This window comes from uncultured Gulosibacter sp. (genome assembly GCF_963509965.1).
GTDB lineage: Bacteria > Actinomycetota > Actinomycetes > Actinomycetales > Microbacteriaceae > Gulosibacter.
In genome coordinates, this window is record NZ_CAUPDE010000010.1 from 43,768 (window position 1) to 62,487 (window position 18,720).

Sequence of the window (18,720 nt, forward strand, 5' to 3'; positions counted from 1 at the left end):
GCCGGCCAACCGGCTCAACTACAAGGGAGTAGTGATCAATCATGACCACCATTGAAACCCCCGGTGATCTCACCTCGGTGAAAGATCCGTTCGTCGAGAAACTCCAGACGCAGGCGCTTCACATCGGCGGTGACAATATGGCCGATGTTTACCGCGAACGCATCGACGAGGCGCTTCGCGACAACAACGCCCTGAACCGTCGCCGCGAGGCGAATCTCGAAAACGACACCGTCGAGGCGCTGAAAGAGAAGATCGAGCGCTCGGGAGTGGAATACATCTACTACCAGCTGCCGACGCTGCGCTCGCGCACTGTCGCCAAGATGGTTCCGGCGAAGCACATTGTTCGCAACCTTGAGAACGGCGTGAAGTTCACTCGCAACGCTCTCATGGATTTCCAGAACGATGTGTTTGGTAACCCGATCGGTGCTGATATTCACTCCAAAGAGTTTCTCGGCATGCCCGAACCGGAAACCTTCGACGCACTGCCCTGGGACACCCAGGTTGGTCGTATCTTCGTTACCGCCTATGAACCAGAGCACCTCACCACAGTGGGTGGGCGTCCGAATGCGCTCGATGCGCGCGCCAACATGAAGCGCACGCACGCACTCATGCAAGAAGTTTTTGGCTACACCATGAAGTCGGGTACTGAACCCGAGATGGTGTGGGTTGGTGAATCCATTGCGCCCAAGCTCATTCCCGGATACAACCCCGCCTACCAGGTGGAATACCTCGAGGGTATGCGCCCGATCTACAAGCGCGTCCACGAATACGCCACAGCCCTCGGGTTCAACATGATCGAGGGTGACTACGAAGACCGCGGTCAGATCGAGCTCAACTGGATGTTCGACGATATTGAGCTCACGGCCGACCGCCTGGTTACCTACCGGCAGATTTGTTCGCAAGTGGCGCGCGAGTTCGGTGTTGAGGCCTCATTCATGCCCAAGCCGTTCCTCGGTGAAATGGGTGCCGGCTGCCACCACAACGTCTCACTGTGGGACAAGGACGGCGAAAACATCTTCGCTATCCCCGGCGTCTCAGAACTGCACCTGTCGCAGCTTGGCCGCTGGGCAATCGGTGGCGTACTCAAGCACGCTCCGTCGATGATGCTGGTGTTTGCCTCCACCGTGAACTCGTACAAGCGGTTCTGGGACCCCGGCCAGTTTGCACCGGCGCGCGCCGACTGGGGGCTTGACGACCGTGCCTCGATGATTCGTATTTCTGCGAACGGTCGCGCTGAAATCCGAGTTCCCGATGCCTCGGTGAACCCCTATCTTTCGCACGCGCTGATCACCGCCGCCATGGCCGATGGCATCGGCAACCGGATTGAACCGCCGGCTGCTGGTGAGGCTGGCCCGGCGCTGCCGCGCACTCTTGGTGAAGCTGTTGATGCGTTCCGCGAGAACGACTTCGCGTCGCGTCACCTCCCCGACGACATGGCCGAGGTGTTCCTCGAAATGAAGTCAAACGAGTGGGCCCAGTACTGCGGCACCGTCTCGCAGTGGGAGTTCGACCAGTATTGGCAGGCGATCCCGTGAGTCGAATTCAGGATGGCGAACTGCGGCTCGCATGCATCGATTCGGCCGCAGCGCCGCTGTTTGATCTTTCAACAGACGGCGGTAAGACTCGAACCGGATATGAACCCGAGGCTGCTGCACTCGTAGCTGCCGAGCTCGGACTCAAACTGGTTTGGTGCATAATGCCGTGGGACCAGATGCTCCCAGCGGTGCAGCGCCACGAGGTTGATGCGGTGTGGTGTGGTCAGGGAATAATTCCCTCACGTCAGCAACAGGTCAACTTCACGCGCCCCTACGCGGTGTTCAATGAGTCGGTGCTGGTACGAGCCGGCGACCCGGCGCGCAGCCCCGAAGACCTGGCCGGCTACCGCGTCGCCGCCATCGCAAATAGCGCCAATATGCGGCTGGCGGAAACCTTCCCGGGCGTAGAACTCGTGCCATTTGCCTCATCAGACGATGTGTTTGGCGAGATGATTGAAGCGGTGCGTAACGGCACAGTTGACGCCATGGTCGATGATGATGTCGTGACAGTGCCGCTCGGAGATGAACCAGAGTTCGACCTGGCGTTCACCGCTGAAACTCGCAACCCCTGGGGTGTTGGGGTCGCCAAAGACAATCCCGAGCTCCTGGCCGAACTGGATGCGGCTTTGGGGCGAGTGATTGCCGATGGCCGGCTTGAAAAGGTGTGGCAGAAATGGATGCCGCAATTGCCGTACCCTGCCGAGCCGCTTTTCAACGGAAGACCAAGCTAAATGGTTGCCGAACAGAAACCACTGATCGCGGTCCCGGCGATGTCGTCTAGCAAGATCCAGGGACTTCGCTACTCGGGAACGGTCGTTGCGAACGCAGTGCTCGATGCGATTGCTCGGGCCGGCGGGCAGCCCATCGTTTTCTCTCCACATCATCCTTTTTCGGCGTGGGATGAGATCGACGGTCTGGTGGTGCCCGGGGGTGCCGACGTGAACCCGGCTCGTTATGGGGCGATCGCAGACGAGCACGACTGGGCTACCGACTTCGATCAGCAAGACGACGCGGATGCTGCGGCTATTAGCGCCGCTGAGACCCGTGGCATCCCCGCGCTGCTGATCTGTCGAGGCCTGCAGCTGTGGAACGTTGAACGCGGTGGCACGCTCATCCAACACCTTCCCGAAGAGCCGATTAATCACGTCGGCTCCGAACACGGTGTCGCTATCAAGCCAACGAGTCGGCTCGCAGCAGCGCTCGAGGGGCTTACTGAGGTGGAGGTATCGAGTTACCACCACCAGGCAATCGGCGAGCTCGGAAAAGGGCTGCGAGTTGTGGGCCGTTCAACCGACGGCACTGTCGAAGCAGTGGAAGATCTCGACCTGGATATTGTGGCCGTGCAGTGGCACCCCGAAGATCGCGCGAATCGACTTGCAGTCGATCAGCAGCTTTTCGACTGGGTCGTTGCTCGAGCACGTGCGAGGCGGGAGGGCCGATGAGCGACTGGACAATTGCACTCGAGGACGTACTGCCGAACCCTCCGTCTGATGGGAGCGCGGGAGTGAACATCGCCGTGGTCGGGCAGCTCAACCTGCCCGACCAGGACGAGGGAACCTATGAACTCCTTCTGTCGTTCACGCGTACGGCCCTGCAGCAGCTGGCAGATCTAGGCGCCGACTTTACCTTCATCGATGTGACCGACGATGCGGAGCCGGATTACCAAAGCATTGTGTCTGCGGACGCGGTGATCATGCTCGGCGGGGGAGACGTTGAGGCTACTCGCTATGGGCATGATGGCCCGGTGCCGAACGAGTATGGGGTCGACCCGCGTTCGGATAGCCGCCAGCTGCGCGTCATTGCTGAGGCGGTTGCGGCTGATCAAACGATGCTTGCAATCTGCCGGGGATCACAGCTGTTGAACGTGGCAAGTGGCGGCTCGCTCATCCCCAACCTCCCCGATGGCGAGCATCGAGGTCTACCGGGCGAACCGATGTTCATTGACGATGTCGTGAATATCGATGTGCAAAGTCCCCTGGGTGAGATCTACCCCGGAAGAGAGAACCTCACGGTGCGTAATGGCCATCATCAGGCGGTCGACAGGGTGGGAGACCACCTCAAAGTTATTGCGCGAGCACCGGATGGTGTCATCGAGGGGACGATGCGCACCGACAAACGGTGGATCGTCGGTGTGCAGTGGCATCCGGAAGATCCGGCTGGCCCGCCTGACGACCGTGCCGCGATCTTCGCGGCGGTTATTGATGAGGTGAAGCGGCGGCGCGCAGCCGTGCCTAGTCTCTGATCTCGCGGATGACGAGGTTCATGGTTGGCACCGTGGTCGGGATACTGACCACGGTGTCATCCTTTTCCAGGGTGGCGTTGTTGCCGGGCATGAACTGTGAAGAGTTCACCGCAATAATGCGTCCGGCAGTGTTGGTCAACGCCATGATGGCCGGGATGTTGCTGACATGCTCGAAAAAGAGCCGCTCGATTTTTGCCACCGGGATGTCTGCGGTCGCGACTCCGATAAACCTCTCCGCGACGATCAGCGGCTGGCTAAATGTGACGATGAAACCATCAACACCGAGGAAGTCGATATAGGGCCCCGCAAACTTGGGTTGGCCGCTACTGGCTGGCACCGAGTACCAGGGCAGCGGTTTGAAATCGTAGTACTGGGGAGATTTTGGGTCGTAAACGAATCCGTATGGCTCGATCCCCTCGCTACCGTGCACCCACCACTGACAGATTTGATCGGATGCGATCATTCGGTCGGGGTTGAAAACGAACCCGGCGCCATCAGTGATTGGGTGGCGGGCCAAGAACTGTTCGCTCAGTGCGCGCAGGGCCGCAATCTGTTCGGGCGAAAAAGGCGCCACCCGGTATCCCGGTTTTTGCAGGGTGATCATGCCACGGTAACTCTCGGCGAGCTCAATCAGGTCGTTGTGAACAGCGTTCACGGTGTCTGCGAGCACGGCTTGCAGGCGTTGGAGCTGCGAGTTTTGTGTCAGATCGGTCACATTAATTCCCTTCGGCGCTGTGCGTCATTGCCAGCGTGAGTTTTTCGTCGATCAAGTGGTATGAGTCTTGCTGGATTCGTTCGATAGTGCGCGACTCTGCGGCATCCCCATCGCGGGCTTCGATGGCATCGATTATCTGGTGCAGCGAATCGGAGATCGCTTCGATGTTGCGCTGTCTCGATATTGGGGTCCAGAGTAGATCAGCGATCTCGAGTTGCAGCGGCAGCTCAAGCGCGAGTAGGCGCCGTGACTGCGCGGCTACGGTGAGTTCGAGCCAGAAACGGCTGTGCACTCGCGCCTGCTGATCGGTTGAGACTGCATGCCGCAGTTCATCAGCCAGGTGGCGGAGCCGTTCGCAATTGTCTTCGCTGCTGCGTGTGGCGGCGAGCCTGGCGCACATACCGCTGATAGCGCTGCGTTGGTCGCCGATATCTCGGAGGTCAGCGACCGAATAGGTGTCGAGTTTTGCGGATACCGCGTCGCGCGACGAGACCGGCGTGTCAACCACGAATGTTCCGCCGTTTCGGCCCCGACGCGTCTCGACGAGCCCCCGGTCGCGAAGCTGCGCGAGTGCTTCGCGAAGCGTGGCAGGTGAGACACCGAAAGATTCTGACATTTCGGCTTCGCTCGGTAGTCGATCGCCAGTTTGAATGATACCGATTGCGATGGAGTCGTGCAGTCGGCTTACGACCGCTTCCACCCGGTCTACTGCGGGAAGGGCACGGTAGATGTGCTGGTCGAGCGCGCCGCTCGCGGTGGGCAGCTTGATGGCTGCTGTTGGCGGGTGCGCCGGATCAAGCTCTGTACCCACTGCGTTCCCTCAAATCTTTGGCTGCGAATCGAAAGCCTGGTCTCACATCACTCTACAAATAGCTTGTGGGGCCGTGAAAATTTCACGGCCCCACAATAACCACGCCCAGACGCTACTGTTTACGTCGCTTTGCCTCGACGATGCGGATCAGCTCTTCTTCAGCGTTCGCACCGGGCTTCACGCCGCCGGGGATACCGACGAAGAAGATCAGACCGGCAAGCCACCACAGACCGAACACCACCCAGGGCTCGATGCCCAGCTGTGCCGGCATGAACGGCAGGTAGAGGGCGGTGAGGAACGCGGTGATGAGCGCCGATGCCACACCGATCACGATACCGAAGTTGCCGCTACCACCGATGCGCAGCGGACGCTCCATGTTGGGTTCGCGGCGGCGCAGGATCACGAACGAAATCGACACGATCAGGTAGGCGATCACGATCATGGGCGAGCCTGCATCCACGATCCAACCGAGAGCCTTCGAACCGAAGAACGGCGCGATCGTGGCGATACCACCGAGCACCAGCAGTGCGTTGACAGGGGTGCGGGTGCGCGGGTGCAGCGTGCCGAGCCAGCGCGGCAGCATGCCCGACTGTGCGAGCGAGTAGATGAGTCGCGAGGCACCCATCTGCAGTGAGTTCCACGAGGTGAGAATACCGGCGATACCGGCAGCCACCATCAGGTTGGCGAAGAACTGGTTGCCGAACAATGCGCCCATGGCATCAGCCGCGGGGAGGTTCGACTCGGCAAGTGCCGCATCGTCGAGTGCCAGCGAAACGGTGAGCACGATGAGGATGTACCAAACCGCGGCGATCGTTACCGAGATGAACGAGATGCGGCCAACCTTGCGCGGCGGAAGGTTCACTTCTTCGGCGGTCTGCGGAATAACGTCGAACCCGACGAACATGAACGGCACAACCACGAGCACCGCGAAGAACCCGACCTGGCCGTTGACGAACATCGGTTCAAGGTTGGCGGGGCTGCCGCCGGTGAAAGCACCGATGAGCTGCAGCGCGCCGATGGCGAACAGGAACAGCACCACGAACATCTGGAAACCACCGGCGACCTTCACGCCGAGGATGTTGATGATGGTGATCACGATCGCCATGATCGACCCCACCAGCGCCCAGATGAGGTACACCTCGGATTCGTTAATGGTCCACAGGTGGATGTGCTCGAGGTCAACAACGTACCCAATAGCTCGGGGGAGAGCCACGGCTTCAAAGGCCACCACGGTCGCATAACCACCGGTAATTGCCCACGAACCGATGAACGACCAACGCGGCCCGAGCGCGCGCATGATGTAGTTGTGCTCACCACCGGCCTTCGGCATCGCGGCCACGAGCTCGGAGTAGACGAGCGCCACGATGGCCATCATCAGACCACCGATGAGAAACGCTCCGGCGGCGCCGAACGAACCGGCGCTGGTGATCCAGTCGCCGACCAGGGTTACCCAGCCGAAACCGACCATGGCGCCGACGCCGAGGGTCAGGGTGCTGAGAGCACCGAGCGAACGTTTGAAGCCGGGGTTATTGCCGTGCGTGTCTGACGCCGGTGCTGCTGACTTCGAGGGAGATGTGGACATCTTTGTCTCGCGATCTGTCATAGATGAATGAATAACTGAGCGTTACTTGGGTAGAACCTAGCAATATGCTGACAGTCGCGCAACATTATTGTGATGTTGCTCTAGGATGCGAAAACGATTCATTTTCTACGGGAATAGGCGTCTGCGCGTACGCTAGAGGAGTTATGCGCACATCCCTCTATAAGTCTCACGACGAACTCAAGATGATGGTCCCGGCGGGGCTGCTCACCGCAGCCGCGCTCGACGCGGTCGAAGCAGCAATCTGCCCGGGGATCAGCACCCTCGAACTCGACGCGATCGCCGAAAAAATCATCCGTGACGGCGGCGGCGTGCCGAACTTTCAACTGGTGCCGGGTTACTCGCACACCGTCTGCGCATCGGTGAACGATGCGGTGGTGCACGGCATCCCCAATTCGACGCCGCTCGAACCCGGTGACGTTGTTTCAATCGACTGTGGTGCCAAACTCAACGGCTGGAACGGCGACTCGGCGCGCACATTCATCGTGCCGGGAGAAGTGACGCGCCCCAATGCATCCGAATGGCTTGCCGAAGCCAATCGCGTGAGCGACGCCACCCGAGCCGCGATGTGGGCAGGTATCGCCGCCTTCGCATCCGCCCGCCACCTCAACGATGTCGGCACCGCAATCGAAGCCGCCATCGACGAGCAGCCCGGGCCGCTTGGCAACCTCGAAAACTACACCGGTCACGGTATCGGACGCGATATGCACGAAGAGCCAACCGTGTTCAACTATCGGGTGCGCCGGCGCGGGCCAGTGGTGCGTGCGGGGCTCGCGATCTGTATCGAGCCGATGCTCACCGGCGGCAGCCCCGACGTCACAGTTGACGACGACGGTTGGACGGTGCGCTCGGCTGACGGTACGGTTGCAGCTCACTGGGAGCACACAGTCATTCGTCACGCCGACGGTATCTGGGTGACCACCGCCGAAGACGGTGGTGCCGCGGGGCTGGCAAACTACGGCGTGAAACCGGTGCCGCTGGCATAGGCCGCTGCGGTGTCATCGACGAAAAACTAGCCGGCAAGGTGCGTCGTTGCGGCGGCCGTCACCAGCCCCACAGCAATGATCGTGGCTGTGGCAACCGCGCCGAGCACCAGCGGTCGCGGGCCGAGCTTTGCAATCGACCGCAGGTGCACATTCAGCCCCAGCGCGAACATGGCCATGGCAAGCGCTGCGGTCTGGACGAATGTCGCAGCGTTGAGCAACGGTGGCGGCAGCAAATTCAAGCTGCGAATCACCACACAGGCGATAAACCCCAACACAAAATAGGGTACGAGCGGTGAGCGTTCACGGCTCGGCCCAGCCAGCTCTTCGCGATTAATGAAGCCCAGTGTCGCCATCACCGGAGCCAGTAACAACACCCGACCGAGCTTCACCACGATCGCAACTGCCAACGCGCTGGCACCAACAATCCCACCCGCGGCAACAACCTGTGCGACCTCGTGGGTGGTGAGCCCAATAAACAACCCGGCAGTTTCGGCATCCATACCAAACAGCACCGTCAGTGCGGGGCCCAGGGGAATCATGATCGTGCCGAAAATCACCACGAGCGCGACCGCGGTCGCGGTGTCGTCATCATCCGCATCCGTCACCGATTTCGCGCCGGCAACGGCAGCCGCACCGCAAATCGAAAACCCGCACGCGATCAGCATCCGCAGGCGGCGATCAACGCCGAGCCGGTCGCCGACAGCCATTGTGACAGTGAAGGTGATCGTCACCGCCGACACGATGGCAATCAGTGCGATCCAGCCCAGGCTGAAGATGTCGCCCGCCGCGATCTGCAGGCCAAGCAGCACAATTCCAAGCCGCAGGATGGGCCTTTCGACAATGGCGTCGCCCGGCATGAGCTGTTCGGGAACTGGGAAGAGATTGCGCCAAGCAATCCCAGTGAGCATCGTGATGAGCAGGGGGCTCAGTGGTGGCAACCCTGGCGCAATGATCATCGCCAGTGTGGTGACGGCCAACGCGACGGCAATGCCGGGAAGATATTGCCGATACCGGATGCGATCTATTGCAGGCATGCTCGAAGTCTGCGATTCGCAACGGATGTGCGGAAGCCCTCATTTGCCGATGCTGACATATCATTTTGATATGTTTACCGGTGCTGGGCAACTACAGCAGATACCGATGTCGACGTTGCGCCTGCTTGTCGCACTCGCCGAAGAAAGCTCAATCAGTGAAGCCGCGCGTCGGGTCGGCATGGCACAATCCAACGCCTCGCGCAGTCTAAAAAATCTTGAATCGCAGGTCGGCGTGCAGCTCGTTTCAAGGTCGCACGCGGGATCGCAACTCACCGACCGGGGCAATCTGCTCGCACTGTGGGCGCAGGAAGTCGTGCTCGCCACCGATCGACTGCTGGCCGGAGTGAACTCACTGCGTGGCACAAGCGGCGGGCAAATAATCGTTGGTGCCTCGCACACGGTGGCCGAACACCTGGCGCCCGAATGGCTCGCAACGTTTCATCGCCAACCACGCGCGGTGACGGTCACGCTCGATATGGAAAACTCCGAGCGCGTGCTCGACGGGGTGGCGCGAGGAGAGTTTGCCCTCGGGTTTGTCGAGTGCCCGCAAGTGCCCGACAGCTTTGCGCAGGCACAGGTGCGCGTGGATGCACTCAAACTCATCGTGCATCCGGGTCACGAATGGGCACAATTGGCGCAGCGAGATCAGCCGCTATTGCCATCAATGCTGGCAAAAACCCCGCTGATTCTGCGCGAAGCCGGTTCGGGAACCCGCGCGGTTGCATCGGAAGCACTCGCCCCATACGGCGGCGTGCGCACACTTATGGAACTCAACAGCACCTCGGCGATTGTTCGCGCCGTTGAAGCGGGTGCAGGCCCGGCGCTACTGAGCGGGCTCTCGGTTGAAAACGGTATTCGCGAGGGGCGACTGGTGGCGGTTACGGTGCTGGGACAGTCGCTCACCCGCCAGATTCGCGCGGTATGGATGCCGAGTTCGGTGCCGCGAGGCGAGGTGCAAGAACTTCTCCAGATCGCGGTGAAGACGCAATCGCTGTAGTTCGTTGCTCGGGGTTTGAGGCCATCAATAGAATCGATATTGCGCCACGAAGACAGTGAGGAGACGTTCATGACCGCACCAATCCGCGTGACCATTACCGGAGCCGCCGGAGCTATCGGCTACGCGCTGCTATTCCGAATCGCATCCGGGGCAATGTTCGGTTCGCAGCAACCGGTTGAGCTGCGTCTGCTCGAGATCCCGCAGGCCGTAGATGCGGCGGCAGGCACGGCACTCGAACTGAGCGACTGTGCGTTTCCGCTACTGCGCGACGTGAACGTGACCGATGACGCCGGCACGGCATTTGACGGCAGCAACTACGCCCTGCTGGTGGGGGCCATGCCGCGCAAACAGGGGATGGACCGTGCCGACCTGCTCTCGGCAAACGCGGCAATCTTCTCGACTCAGGGGCGTGCCATCGGTGCGCGCGCCGCCGACAATGTGCGAGTGCTCGTGGTCGGGAACCCGGCCAACACCAATGCCGCAATTGCCCGTGCTGCCGCGCCCGATGTGCCGGCCGAACGCTTCCACGCGCTGATGCGACTCGACCACAACCGCGCCATCGGGCAGCTCGCGCAGCGCGCCGCAGTGGCGCCGAGCCAGGTGCGCAAACTTACCGTGTGGGGCAATCACTCAAACACCCAGGTGCCGGATATCGACCACGCGCTCATCGGTGACCGTGCGGTACGCGAATGCATCGCTGACGACGCCTGGCTAGATGGACCGTTCATTGAGTGTGTCGCCAACCGCGGCGCAGAAATTATTCGCGCGCGCGGTGCATCAAGCGCTGCCAGCGCGGCCTCAGCAGTTATCGACCACGTAGCCGACTGGCATCACGGCACGGCCACGAACAACTGGGTGACCGTGGCACGCCCCTCGCAAGGGGAGTACGGCGTGCCGGAGGGTCTGGTGTTTGGGATGCCCGCAACCGCATCCGCCGGGGAGTGGCACACGGTCGAGGGCCTCGAGTGGAGCGACCGCACCCGTGCCGCGATTGCTCGCACCGTGGCTGATCTTGAGGGCGAACGAGATGCAGTGCGCGAGCTCGGCATCTCGATCTAGTGCGGGTTCCCCGTCGGGCGAAAACCGAGGGGCAGCCCCTTGCCAAACGGGAGCGAAAGACCTTATAGTAGACAGTCGGTGTTTCTGCACGCGCCCGCGCGTGTACTGCACTGATTCCGCATGACCGGCATGTGGGCAACGATATCAAAGCGATTAGTGAGGCTATGGCCAAGAAGGACGGCGTAATCGAGATCGAGGGCACGGTGGTGGAAGCACTGCCGAACGCGATGTTTCGCGTGGAGCTCTCAAATGGTCACAAAGTGCTTGCGCACATCTCAGGGAAGATGCGTCAGCACTACATTCGAATCCTTCCTGAAGACCGGGTAATCGTAGAGCTCAGCCCCTACGACCTCACCCGTGGTCGGATCGTCTACCGCTACAAGTAGGCCCACAGCTGGATAAGGAACGGCCGGCGCACCCGCGCCGGTACGAGGCCAGCGACTCAAAAGGACACCTCATGAAGGTCAACCCCTCCGTAAAAAAGATTTGTGACAACTGCAAAATCATCCGCCGCCACGGCCGCGTCATGGTGATCTGCAGCAACCCCCGTCACAAACAGCGCCAGGGCTAGGCGAACGAGCTTCGGCTCGAACAACTCAATACAGAAATTGCGACGATAAGAACCCGCACACGGGGGACACCTCCGGGCCTGAGGCCGGAGCCCAGTCGTCGCTCCACACCTCAACAAGGAGCACACTCCCATGGCACGTCTCGCAGGCGTCGACCTCCCGCGCGAAAAGCGCGTGGAGATCGCACTCACCTACATCTACGGCATCGGCCGCACCCGCGCGCTCAAATCGCTCGAAGCCACCGGAATCGACGGCAACACCCGCGTGAAAGACCTCACCGACGACCAGCTCGTGGCACTTCGCGACCACATCGAAGGCACCTACCAGGTGGAAGGTGACCTCCGTCGTGAAGTCGCCGCCGACATCCGCCGCAAGGTCGAAATCGGTAGCTACCAGGGTATCCGCCACCGCCGCGGCCTTCCGGTGCACGGACAGCGCACCAAAACCAACGCGCGCACCCGCAAGGGCCCCAAGCGCACCGTCGCCGGCAAGAAGAAGGCGAAGTAACCCATCCGCCCATCGCGGATGTGAGTGAACCGGAATTCGTAGGAGAGAAGAATTGGCTACCCCCAAGACCGCGGCGCGCAAGGCCCGTCGCAAGCAGAACAAGAACGTTCCCGTCGGCCAGGCACACATCAAGTCGACGTTTAACAACACCATCATTTCGATCACCGACCCCAGCGGCGCCGTCATCAGCTGGGCCTCGTCGGGTGGCGTGGGCTACAAGGGCTCGCGAAAGTCGACTCCATTCGCCGCACAGCTGGCCGCAGAAGCAGCCGCTCGCCAGGCGCAGGAGCACGGCATGAAGAAGGTCGACGTTTTCGTGAAGGGCCCCGGCTCGGGCCGTGAGACCGCGATCCGTTCGCTGCAGGCAGCGGGCCTCGAGGTCGGCTCGATCAGCGACGTGACTCCGCAGGCACACAACGGCTGCCGCCCGCCCAAGCGTCGCCGCGTCTAAGTCTTTCGGGTCGCCCGGGTGCGCTTGCGTTCGGGCGACCAGCGGCATCCGCCGTTCCAACAACCCAGTACGCCTGCTTACGCACATCCCCAGACTCGCGGGACTGCAGCCCGCGACTACGCCAAGCGTCATATAGCGGACGCTTCGCCGAAAGGACCATATAGTGCTCATTGCACAGCGCCCCACACTCACCGAGGAGAACATCTCGGAGTACCGCTCGCGGTTCACCATCGAGCCGCTCGAGCCCGGCTTCGGCTACACCCTCGGCAACTCACTGCGTCGTACGCTGCTCAGCTCGATCCCCGGTGCTGCCGTAACCAGCATCCGCATCGACAACGTGCAGCACGAATTCACCACCATTGCCGGGGTGAAAGAAGACGTCACCGAGATCATCCTCAACATTAAGCAGCTCGTGGTTTCGTGCGAGTTTGATGAACCCATCACCGCCTACCTGCGCAAGACCGGCGCGGGCGAGGTGACCGCTGCCGACATTTCGGCACCGGCTGGCGTTGAGATTCACAACCCAGAACTGGTTATCGCCACGCTCAATGACGACGCCAAGTTTGAACTTGAGCTCACCATTGAACGCGGCCGCGGCTATGTCTCGGCGCAGCAGAACCGTGACGAGTACTCAGAAGCCGGCCAGATTCCGGTCGACTCGATCTACTCGCCCGTGCTCAAGGTGACCTACCGCGTTGAGGCCACCCGTGCCGGTGAACGCACCGACTTCGACCGCCTGGTTGTGGATGTCGAAACCAAGCCTTCGATGCTGCCGCGCGATGCCGTAGCATCGGCCGGCGGTACCCTGGTTGAGCTGTTCAGCCTCGCTCGCGAGCTGAACACCGAAGCCGAGGGCATCGAAATCGGCCCGGCCCCGGTCGAGCAGGTTATCAGCGACGAACTGTCGATGAGCATCAACGACCTCGACCTGTCGGTTCGCTCCTACAACTGCCTCATGCGCGAGGGCATCACCACCGTCGCGCAGCTGGTGGCACTGAGCGAGGGTCAGCTCATGAACATCCGCAACTTCGGTCAGAAGTCGGTTGACGAGGTACGTGAAAAGCTTGCCTCGCTCGGCCTGTCACTGAAAGACAGCGTGCCCGGTTTCGAAGGCACGCACTTCTACGGTGGCAGCGAAGACAGCGGCGAGTACATCTAAACCTGCGGATCACCGATCCGAAACCTGAGAAAGAGAACCAGCAATGCCTAAGCCCAACAAGGGTCCGCGCCTCGGAGGCGGTCCCGCCCACGAGCGCCTGCTGCTCGGCAACCTCGCCTCGCAGCTGTTCACCCACAAGCGCATCCAGACCACCGAAACCAAGGCCAAGCGCCTGCAGCCGGTTGCTGAGCGTCTGATCACCCAGGCCAAGAAAGGCGATCTGCACAACCGTCGCCGGGTCATGCGCACCATCACCGACCCGAGCGTGGTGCACGAACTCTTCACCGAGATCGCGCCGCTCGTAGCCGAGCGTGAGGGTGGCTACACTCGCATCATCAAAACCGGCTACCGCAAGGGTGACAACGCGCCCATGGCAGTAATAGAGCTTGTGCTCGAGCCGGTGAACCCGAAGCCGAAGCGCAAGCAGGCTGAAGAGCCGGTTGTTGAGGTGGCTGACGAAGATATCGAGCCCACCGAGGCCGAGGTCGAGGCTGCCGAGGCTGAGGACGCCGCGGCTGGCGAAGAAACTGAGGCTGACGCGCCCGAAACGGGCGAAGAAGCTGAGGCGCCCGAGGGTGCCGAGGAAGCTGAGGCCGAAGCTACCGACGAAGAGACCAAGTAGTCTTCTGGCGATCGCGTGAGGGGTCCGCACCACGGTGCGGGCCCCTCCGCGTTTCCCAAGCACCGCGCGTGCGGCGCGGTGCCAATGTCGGCAACCACATCTTCCCGCTGGTGGGACAAGAACCCCGCGCGTGCGGGCGGTGCCCTCGCCCTCGCCGTACTCGTCGCCTTAGCCACCCCGTCCCCGCCGCTCTAGCCGCCCCCGCCGTCCTCGCCGTCCGCCCCGCCCGCATCCACCAGCCGCCTGCACCCGCCCACTGTCCGCATCCCGGCGGCCCCGTCGGCAAGTGACCCTCTTACTGCTAAGTGACCCTGCTGTAGGAGGGTCATTTGCCGCTAACAGGGTCACTTGCCGAGGAAGGAGGTGCCCAATCGCAGGTGAGCCTGCTGTCACCGGGGGAAGGTCGCGCGGACACGAGGCCCTGGTGATGGGCCGAACTCCGCCGTAAGTGACCCTCTTATTGCTAAGTGACCCTGCTGTAGGAGGGTCACTTGCCACTAACAGGGTCACTTGCCGAGGAGGGAGGGGCCCAATCGCAGGTGAGCCTGCTGTCACCGGGGGAAGGTCGCGCCGACACGAGGCCCTGGTGATGGGCCGAACTGCACCGTAAGTGACCCTTTTACTGCTAAATGACCCTGCTGTGGGAGGGTCACTTGCCACTAACAGGGTCATTTGGTGAACAGAAGCGCCTGGGCGACCGGGAATGCCCGGGGGAGGGCGGGGGAGGGCGGGGCACGCCCACCTGTTGGCGACGCGGGTGCGGCAAGATGGGCATATGCAGGAAAACACCGTGCGCATCCGGCTCGACATCGCGTATGACGGCACCGCTTTTAGTGGCTGGGCAACGCAGCCCGGGCTTCGCACGGTGCAGGGAACGCTCGAGGATGCCATTCGCATCCTGTATCGCGACCTTTCCGAGGCCGGGCCACTACTCACTGTGGCCGGACGAACCGATGCCGGGGTGCACGCGATCGGGCAGGTGGCGCATCTCGACCTGCCCGAGCCGATCTGGGCAACCACCGCGCGCCGCCTCGGCCGAGAACACGGTGAGAGTGCTTTCGTGCGGCGAATCACCGGGATTCTCGGCAATGACGCGGACGTGGCGGTGACTGGATGCGCGCTCGCACCTGAAGGGTTCGACGCACGCTTTTCAGCGCTGCGGCGCCGCTATGAATATCGCCTGGCCGACCCGACAGTGCCGGCAAATCCGCTCGAACGGCATCGCACTGCACAGGTGCGGCGTCCCCTCGAACTGCACCTGATGAACGCGGCCGCGCAAGAACTCATCGGGTTGCACGACTTTGCCGGATTCTGCAGGCCGCGGGCGGGCGCCACCACGGTGCGCACGCTCGAAGAGTTTGCGTGGCACCGGGATGAGCGGGGCGTGTTTGTTGCCCACGTGCAGGCGGATGCGTTCTGTCATTCGATGGTTCGCTCGCTGGTTGGTATGTGTGCGGCTGTGGGGATGGGGCGCTTGCCGCTAGTAAAGGTGCCAGAGCTATTGCAGCTGACCGGTCGATCGAATGACTTCACCGTGCTGCCGGCGAAGGGGCTGACACTGATGAGCGTTGAGTATCCGGGGCAGGATGAACTCGCTACTCGGCAGGAACAAACGCGCGCTAAGCGTCCCGCGCTGCGGGTGGTGGACTCAACCAGCTGCGCGCCATCCGAGGAGTAGGGCTGGCTGGAGACGCACGGCTGGCTGCGTGCAGGCTGGCGGGGTGCGGTGATGGCCGGATGCGCAGTGACTGCTGGATGCGCCGGGCCGGCCGAAGGCCAGCGCGAAACTCAGCATTGCAGCGCATCTCAAATCTGTCGTACAATGGGGAGGTTGCCCGCCACCGGCAGGCATCGAAGTGAGCCCTCAACTGCGACGTTACCCCACGCATCCCGTGGCGAAACTATCGCGACCGAGTGGGATTCACGGACCTCTCACTCCGAACGAAAGTTGCATATTTATGCGCACTTACACTCCCAAGGCTGGTGAAGTCACCCGCGAGTGGTTCGTCATCGACGCAACCGATATCGTGCTTGGCCGCCTCGCCTCGCACGCAGCCCAGCTGCTGCGCGGTAAGCACAAGCCGACCTTCGCGCCGCACGTTGACACCGGTGACTTTGTCATCATCATCAACGCCGACAAGGTGGCCCTCACCGGTCAGAAACTCGAAAAGAAGCGTGCCTACCGCCACTCGGGTTACCCCGGCGGTCTGCGCTCGCAGAACTACGCCGAGTTCCTCGAGAAGCGGCCCGACCGCGTCATCGAGAAGGCGGTTCGTGGCATGCTCCCGAAGAACTCGCTGGGCCGCGAGCAGCTCAAGAAGCTCAAGGTGTACGCGGGCGCGGAACACCCGCACCAGGCTCAGCAGCCCAAGCCGTACACTCTCGACCAGGTTGCCCAGTAGCGGCAGCGATAACGAAGGACGAATAAGTGGCGACCATCGCAGACTCCATCGAAGAGCAGCCCACCAACTACAGCACTGAGACCCCTGCCGCTGCAGGTGTCGAAGCCACCGAGCGTGCACCCCTCACCGTTTCAGGTGCCGCCGTCGGGCGCCGCAAGCAGGCCATCGCCCGCGTGCGCGTGATCCCCGGCACCGGTGTTATCACCGTTAACGGTCGTGAGTTCGCGGAATACTTCCCGAACAAACTGCACCAGCAGCTGATCACCGACCCGTTCACCCTGCTCGAACTCACCGACCGTTACGACGTGATCGCGACCATCACCGGTGGTGGCCCCTCGGGTCAGGCCGGCGCGCTGCGTCTGGGCATCGCGCGTGCGCTCAACGAGATCGACCGTGAAAACAACCGTCCCGAGCTGAAGAAGGCTGGCTTCCTCACTCGTGACGCACGTGCGAAAGAACGTAAGAAGGCCGGTCTTAAGAAGGCCCGCAAGGCACCCCAGTACTCGAAGCGCTAAGCGTCAACCAGTACGGTGTCACGTCTTTTTGGAACCGACGGAGTTCGGGGCCTGGCAAACGACCATCTCACGGTGGAACTTGCCATGGCCTTGGCTCAGGCGGCGGCGGTTGTCCTCGCTCGCGAAGCTCGTGAGCGAGGCGACCGCCCCGTCGCCGTGCTTGCTCGCGACCCGCGAGTCTCGGGCGAGTTTTTGAGCGCAGCGGTAGCCGCTGGGCTCGCATCTTCGGGTGTGCATGTGCTCGACGCGGGGGTGATCCCAACACCGGCCGCCGCCTTCCTCACCGCCGATGTCAAAGCCGACTTCGGGGTGATGATTTCTGCCTCGCACAACCCGGCTCCCGATAACGGGATTAAGTTTTTTGCTCGCGGCGGCCGCAAACTGCCCGACGAGATCGAAGATGATATTGAGCAGCAGCTCAATGCTGAAATGCTGCGCCCCATCGGCGACGGTGTGGGGCGGATTGAACGCTTCGCTGATGCCGAAGACCGCTACGCCCTCCACCTGCTGAGCGCGGTGCCAAGTCAGCGACCCGACGGGCATCACGCTCTGGCCGGCCTGCACATCGTTATTGATGCGGCTAATGGTGCCGCATCGGGTGTTTCACCGCAGGTGTTCACCGACGCTGGTGCACGGGTGTCAGTGATCGGGAACGACCCTGACGGTCTCAACATCAATGATGGTGTTGGCTCGACACATCTTGCCGGTTTGCAGCAGGCGGTTACGAGTCTCGGTGCCGATCTCGGTATCGCCCATGACGGCGATGCTGACCGCTGCATCGCCGTTGACGAAACCGGAGCCATCGTCGATGGCGACCAGATCATGGCAATTCTTGCCACCGCGATGCACGAACACGGGCAGCTCACCGACGACACCCTGGTTGTTACCGTGATGTCGAACCTGGGGCTGAAGCTCGCGATGCGTGAGCGCGGCATCAAGCTCATTGAGACGAAAGTGGGCGACCGCTATGTGCTTGCCGAGCTCAATGAGCGTGGACTGGCACTCGGTGGTGAACAGTCGGGGCACGTGATCATCGCGGAGCACGCCACCACCGGTGACGGCCTACTCACGGGGCTGTGCTTAGCGAGCATCATGGCGAGCACCGGCAAAGAGCTGTCAGAGCTTAAACAGGTCATGCGCGTGTACCCGCAGGTGCTCATCAATGTGGGCGGTGTGCGGCGGGAGCTGTGCGAATCGAATGAGGTCGTGCAGGCTGAGGTTGCGAAAGTTGTGAATGAGCTTGGCGATACCGGCCGGGTGCTGCTGCGCCCATCCGGAACCGAACCGGTGGTGCGGGTGATGGTCGAGGCTGAAACCTCCGAGCTGGCGCAGCAATATGCTCAGCGGTTGGCCGATGTGGTCAGTGTAGAACTGGCAATTTCTTAGACGCGTCGCTTGCGTGCATCCCGGGCCCGCAGCTGTGGGTGCGCTGCCACGGTGGCTAGCCGTCTGGTACACAGGGGTTTCACATGTTCGGGTAGGGTATGTGCAACGCATCCATTTGCGGCGGCTCAAA

General features: G+C 61.8%; 21 protein-coding genes. 17 read left to right on the plus strand and 4 right to left on the minus strand.

The features are described 5' to 3' along the window. Positions 1-41 precede the first annotated feature (41 nt). The 4 genes from RQ865_RS07445 to RQ865_RS07460 are packed head-to-tail and all read left to right on the plus strand — an operon-like array spanning position 42 to position 3,777. Complete coding sequence (locus tag RQ865_RS07445) at positions 42-1,535, plus strand: glutamine synthetase family protein (RefSeq protein ID WP_311478553.1); 1,494 nt, start codon at positions 42-44, stop codon at positions 1,533-1,535. Continuing rightward, positions 1,532-2,266, plus strand: coding sequence for an ABC transporter substrate-binding protein (locus RQ865_RS07450; protein WP_311478555.1), 735 nt, complete (start codon positions 1,532-1,534; stop codon positions 2,264-2,266). Before RQ865_RS07445 ends, RQ865_RS07450 begins: the two co-directional genes overlap by 4 nt. Next, complete coding sequence (locus RQ865_RS07455; protein ID WP_311478557.1) at positions 2,267-2,977, plus strand: gamma-glutamyl-gamma-aminobutyrate hydrolase family protein; 711 nt, start codon at positions 2,267-2,269, stop codon at positions 2,975-2,977. It begins immediately after the preceding gene. Next, positions 2,974-3,777 (plus strand): gamma-glutamyl-gamma-aminobutyrate hydrolase family protein, encoded by an 804-nt coding sequence (locus RQ865_RS07460; RefSeq protein WP_311478558.1) that lies wholly within the window; start codon positions 2,974-2,976, stop codon positions 3,775-3,777. Before RQ865_RS07455 ends, RQ865_RS07460 begins: the two co-directional genes overlap by 4 nt. On the opposite strand, the gene RQ865_RS07465 is transcribed toward RQ865_RS07460, so the two are convergent. The 3 genes from RQ865_RS07465 to RQ865_RS07475 form a co-directional block, all read right to left on the minus strand. After that, the gene (locus RQ865_RS07465; protein WP_311478559.1) at positions 3,767-4,492 is read right to left on the minus strand and encodes a cache domain-containing protein; all 726 of its coding nucleotides are present in this window, start codon (positions 4,490-4,492) and stop codon (positions 3,767-3,769) included. The genes RQ865_RS07460 and RQ865_RS07465 overlap by 11 nt on opposite strands. A gap of 1 nt (position 4,493) precedes the next feature. Next, entirely contained in the window at positions 4,494-5,303 is an 810-nt protein-coding gene (locus RQ865_RS07470; RefSeq protein ID WP_311478561.1) for a GntR family transcriptional regulator, read from the minus strand. A gap of 112 nt (positions 5,304-5,415) precedes the next feature. Further along, positions 5,416-6,885 (minus strand): APC family permease, encoded by a 1,470-nt coding sequence (locus RQ865_RS07475; protein WP_311478563.1) that lies wholly within the window; start codon positions 6,883-6,885, stop codon positions 5,416-5,418. Between the two features lie 164 nt (positions 6,886-7,049). Between RQ865_RS07475 and map the strand changes: the two genes are divergently transcribed. Next, on the plus strand, positions 7,050-7,889 hold the full coding sequence (map, locus tag RQ865_RS07480) for a type I methionyl aminopeptidase (protein WP_311478564.1): 840 nt from the start codon (positions 7,050-7,052) through the stop codon (positions 7,887-7,889). 26 nt (positions 7,890-7,915) lie between these two features. Here map and RQ865_RS07485 read toward each other — a convergent pair whose 3' ends face one another. Then, positions 7,916-8,923, minus strand: a complete 1,008-nt coding sequence (locus RQ865_RS07485; protein ID WP_311478565.1) for a putative sulfate exporter family transporter — start codon at positions 8,921-8,923, stop codon at positions 7,916-7,918. A gap of 70 nt (positions 8,924-8,993) precedes the next feature. On the opposite strand from RQ865_RS07485, the gene RQ865_RS07490 reads away from it, so the two are divergent. The 12 genes from RQ865_RS07490 to glmM all read left to right on the plus strand — a co-directional run bounded on the left by RQ865_RS07490 (position 8,994) and on the right by glmM (position 18,590). Continuing rightward, positions 8,994-9,920, plus strand: coding sequence for a LysR family transcriptional regulator (locus tag RQ865_RS07490; RefSeq protein ID WP_311478567.1), 927 nt, complete (start codon positions 8,994-8,996; stop codon positions 9,918-9,920). A 69-nt stretch (positions 9,921-9,989) separates the two neighbouring features. Next, entirely contained in the window at positions 9,990-10,979 is a 990-nt protein-coding gene (locus tag RQ865_RS07495; protein ID WP_311478568.1) for a malate dehydrogenase, read from the plus strand. Positions 10,980-11,143: 164 nt separating this feature from the next. Further along, positions 11,144-11,365, plus strand: a complete 222-nt coding sequence (infA, locus tag RQ865_RS07500) for a translation initiation factor IF-1 (protein ID WP_124970725.1) — start codon at positions 11,144-11,146, stop codon at positions 11,363-11,365. 71 nt (positions 11,366-11,436) lie between these two features. Then, entirely contained in the window at positions 11,437-11,550 is a 114-nt protein-coding gene (gene rpmJ, locus RQ865_RS07505; protein ID WP_311478571.1) for a 50S ribosomal protein L36, read from the plus strand. Positions 11,551-11,680: 130 nt separating this feature from the next. Next, on the plus strand, positions 11,681-12,055 hold the full coding sequence (gene rpsM, locus RQ865_RS07510) for a 30S ribosomal protein S13 (RefSeq protein WP_311478572.1): 375 nt from the start codon (positions 11,681-11,683) through the stop codon (positions 12,053-12,055). Between the two features lie 52 nt (positions 12,056-12,107). Continuing rightward, complete coding sequence (gene rpsK / locus RQ865_RS07515) at positions 12,108-12,506, plus strand: 30S ribosomal protein S11 (RefSeq protein ID WP_201518800.1); 399 nt, start codon at positions 12,108-12,110, stop codon at positions 12,504-12,506. Positions 12,507-12,669: 163 nt separating this feature from the next. Next, positions 12,670-13,665, plus strand: coding sequence for a DNA-directed RNA polymerase subunit alpha (locus tag RQ865_RS07520; RefSeq protein WP_201518801.1), 996 nt, complete (start codon positions 12,670-12,672; stop codon positions 13,663-13,665). A 43-nt stretch (positions 13,666-13,708) separates the two neighbouring features. Then, the gene (rplQ, locus tag RQ865_RS07525; RefSeq protein ID WP_311478575.1) at positions 13,709-14,287 is read left to right on the plus strand and encodes a 50S ribosomal protein L17; all 579 of its coding nucleotides are present in this window, start codon (positions 13,709-13,711) and stop codon (positions 14,285-14,287) included. A gap of 775 nt (positions 14,288-15,062) precedes the next feature. Beyond that, positions 15,063-15,965, plus strand: coding sequence for a tRNA pseudouridine synthase A (locus RQ865_RS07530; RefSeq protein WP_311478577.1), 903 nt, complete (start codon positions 15,063-15,065; stop codon positions 15,963-15,965). A 280-nt stretch (positions 15,966-16,245) separates the two neighbouring features. Continuing rightward, the gene (rplM, locus tag RQ865_RS07535; protein ID WP_311478578.1) at positions 16,246-16,689 is read left to right on the plus strand and encodes a 50S ribosomal protein L13; all 444 of its coding nucleotides are present in this window, start codon (positions 16,246-16,248) and stop codon (positions 16,687-16,689) included. A 26-nt stretch (positions 16,690-16,715) separates the two neighbouring features. Beyond that, positions 16,716-17,204 (plus strand): 30S ribosomal protein S9, encoded by a 489-nt coding sequence (gene rpsI, locus RQ865_RS07540; RefSeq protein WP_311478579.1) that lies wholly within the window; start codon positions 16,716-16,718, stop codon positions 17,202-17,204. Positions 17,205-17,219: 15 nt separating this feature from the next. Then, positions 17,220-18,590, plus strand: coding sequence for a phosphoglucosamine mutase (gene glmM, locus RQ865_RS07545; protein WP_311478580.1), 1,371 nt, complete (start codon positions 17,220-17,222; stop codon positions 18,588-18,590). The last annotated feature ends 130 nt before the right edge of the window (positions 18,591-18,720 follow it).

Excerpts from the sequence above, each read along its gene's own strand:
- RQ865_RS07475 (WP_311478563.1), bottom strand. The coding sequence starts at position 6,885 with ATGTCCACATCTCCCTCGAAGTCAGCAGCACCGGCGTCAGACACGCAC.
- RQ865_RS07455 (WP_311478557.1), top strand. The coding sequence starts at position 2,267 with ATGGTTGCCGAACAGAAACCACTGATCGCGGTCCCGGCGATGTCGTCT.
- map (WP_311478564.1), top strand. The coding sequence starts at position 7,050 with ATGCGCACATCCCTCTATAAGTCTCACGACGAACTCAAGATGATGGTC.
- RQ865_RS07460 (WP_311478558.1), top strand. The coding sequence starts at position 2,974 with ATGAGCGACTGGACAATTGCACTCGAGGACGTACTGCCGAACCCTCCG.
- RQ865_RS07530 (WP_311478577.1), top strand. The coding sequence starts at position 15,063 with ATGCAGGAAAACACCGTGCGCATCCGGCTCGACATCGCGTATGACGGC.
- RQ865_RS07490 (WP_311478567.1), top strand. The coding sequence starts at position 8,994 with ATGTTTACCGGTGCTGGGCAACTACAGCAGATACCGATGTCGACGTTG.
- rpmJ (WP_311478571.1), top strand. The coding sequence starts at position 11,437 with ATGAAGGTCAACCCCTCCGTAAAAAAGATTTGTGACAACTGCAAAATC.
- infA (WP_124970725.1), top strand. The coding sequence starts at position 11,144 with ATGGCCAAGAAGGACGGCGTAATCGAGATCGAGGGCACGGTGGTGGAA.
- RQ865_RS07495 (WP_311478568.1), top strand. The coding sequence starts at position 9,990 with ATGACCGCACCAATCCGCGTGACCATTACCGGAGCCGCCGGAGCTATC.
- rplM (WP_311478578.1), top strand. The coding sequence starts at position 16,246 with ATGCGCACTTACACTCCCAAGGCTGGTGAAGTCACCCGCGAGTGGTTC.
- rpsM (WP_311478572.1), top strand. The coding sequence starts at position 11,681 with ATGGCACGTCTCGCAGGCGTCGACCTCCCGCGCGAAAAGCGCGTGGAG.
- RQ865_RS07445 (WP_311478553.1), top strand. The coding sequence starts at position 42 with ATGACCACCATTGAAACCCCCGGTGATCTCACCTCGGTGAAAGATCCG.
- RQ865_RS07485 (WP_311478565.1), bottom strand. The coding sequence starts at position 8,923 with ATGCCTGCAATAGATCGCATCCGGTATCGGCAATATCTTCCCGGCATT.
- rplQ (WP_311478575.1), top strand. The coding sequence starts at position 13,709 with ATGCCTAAGCCCAACAAGGGTCCGCGCCTCGGAGGCGGTCCCGCCCAC.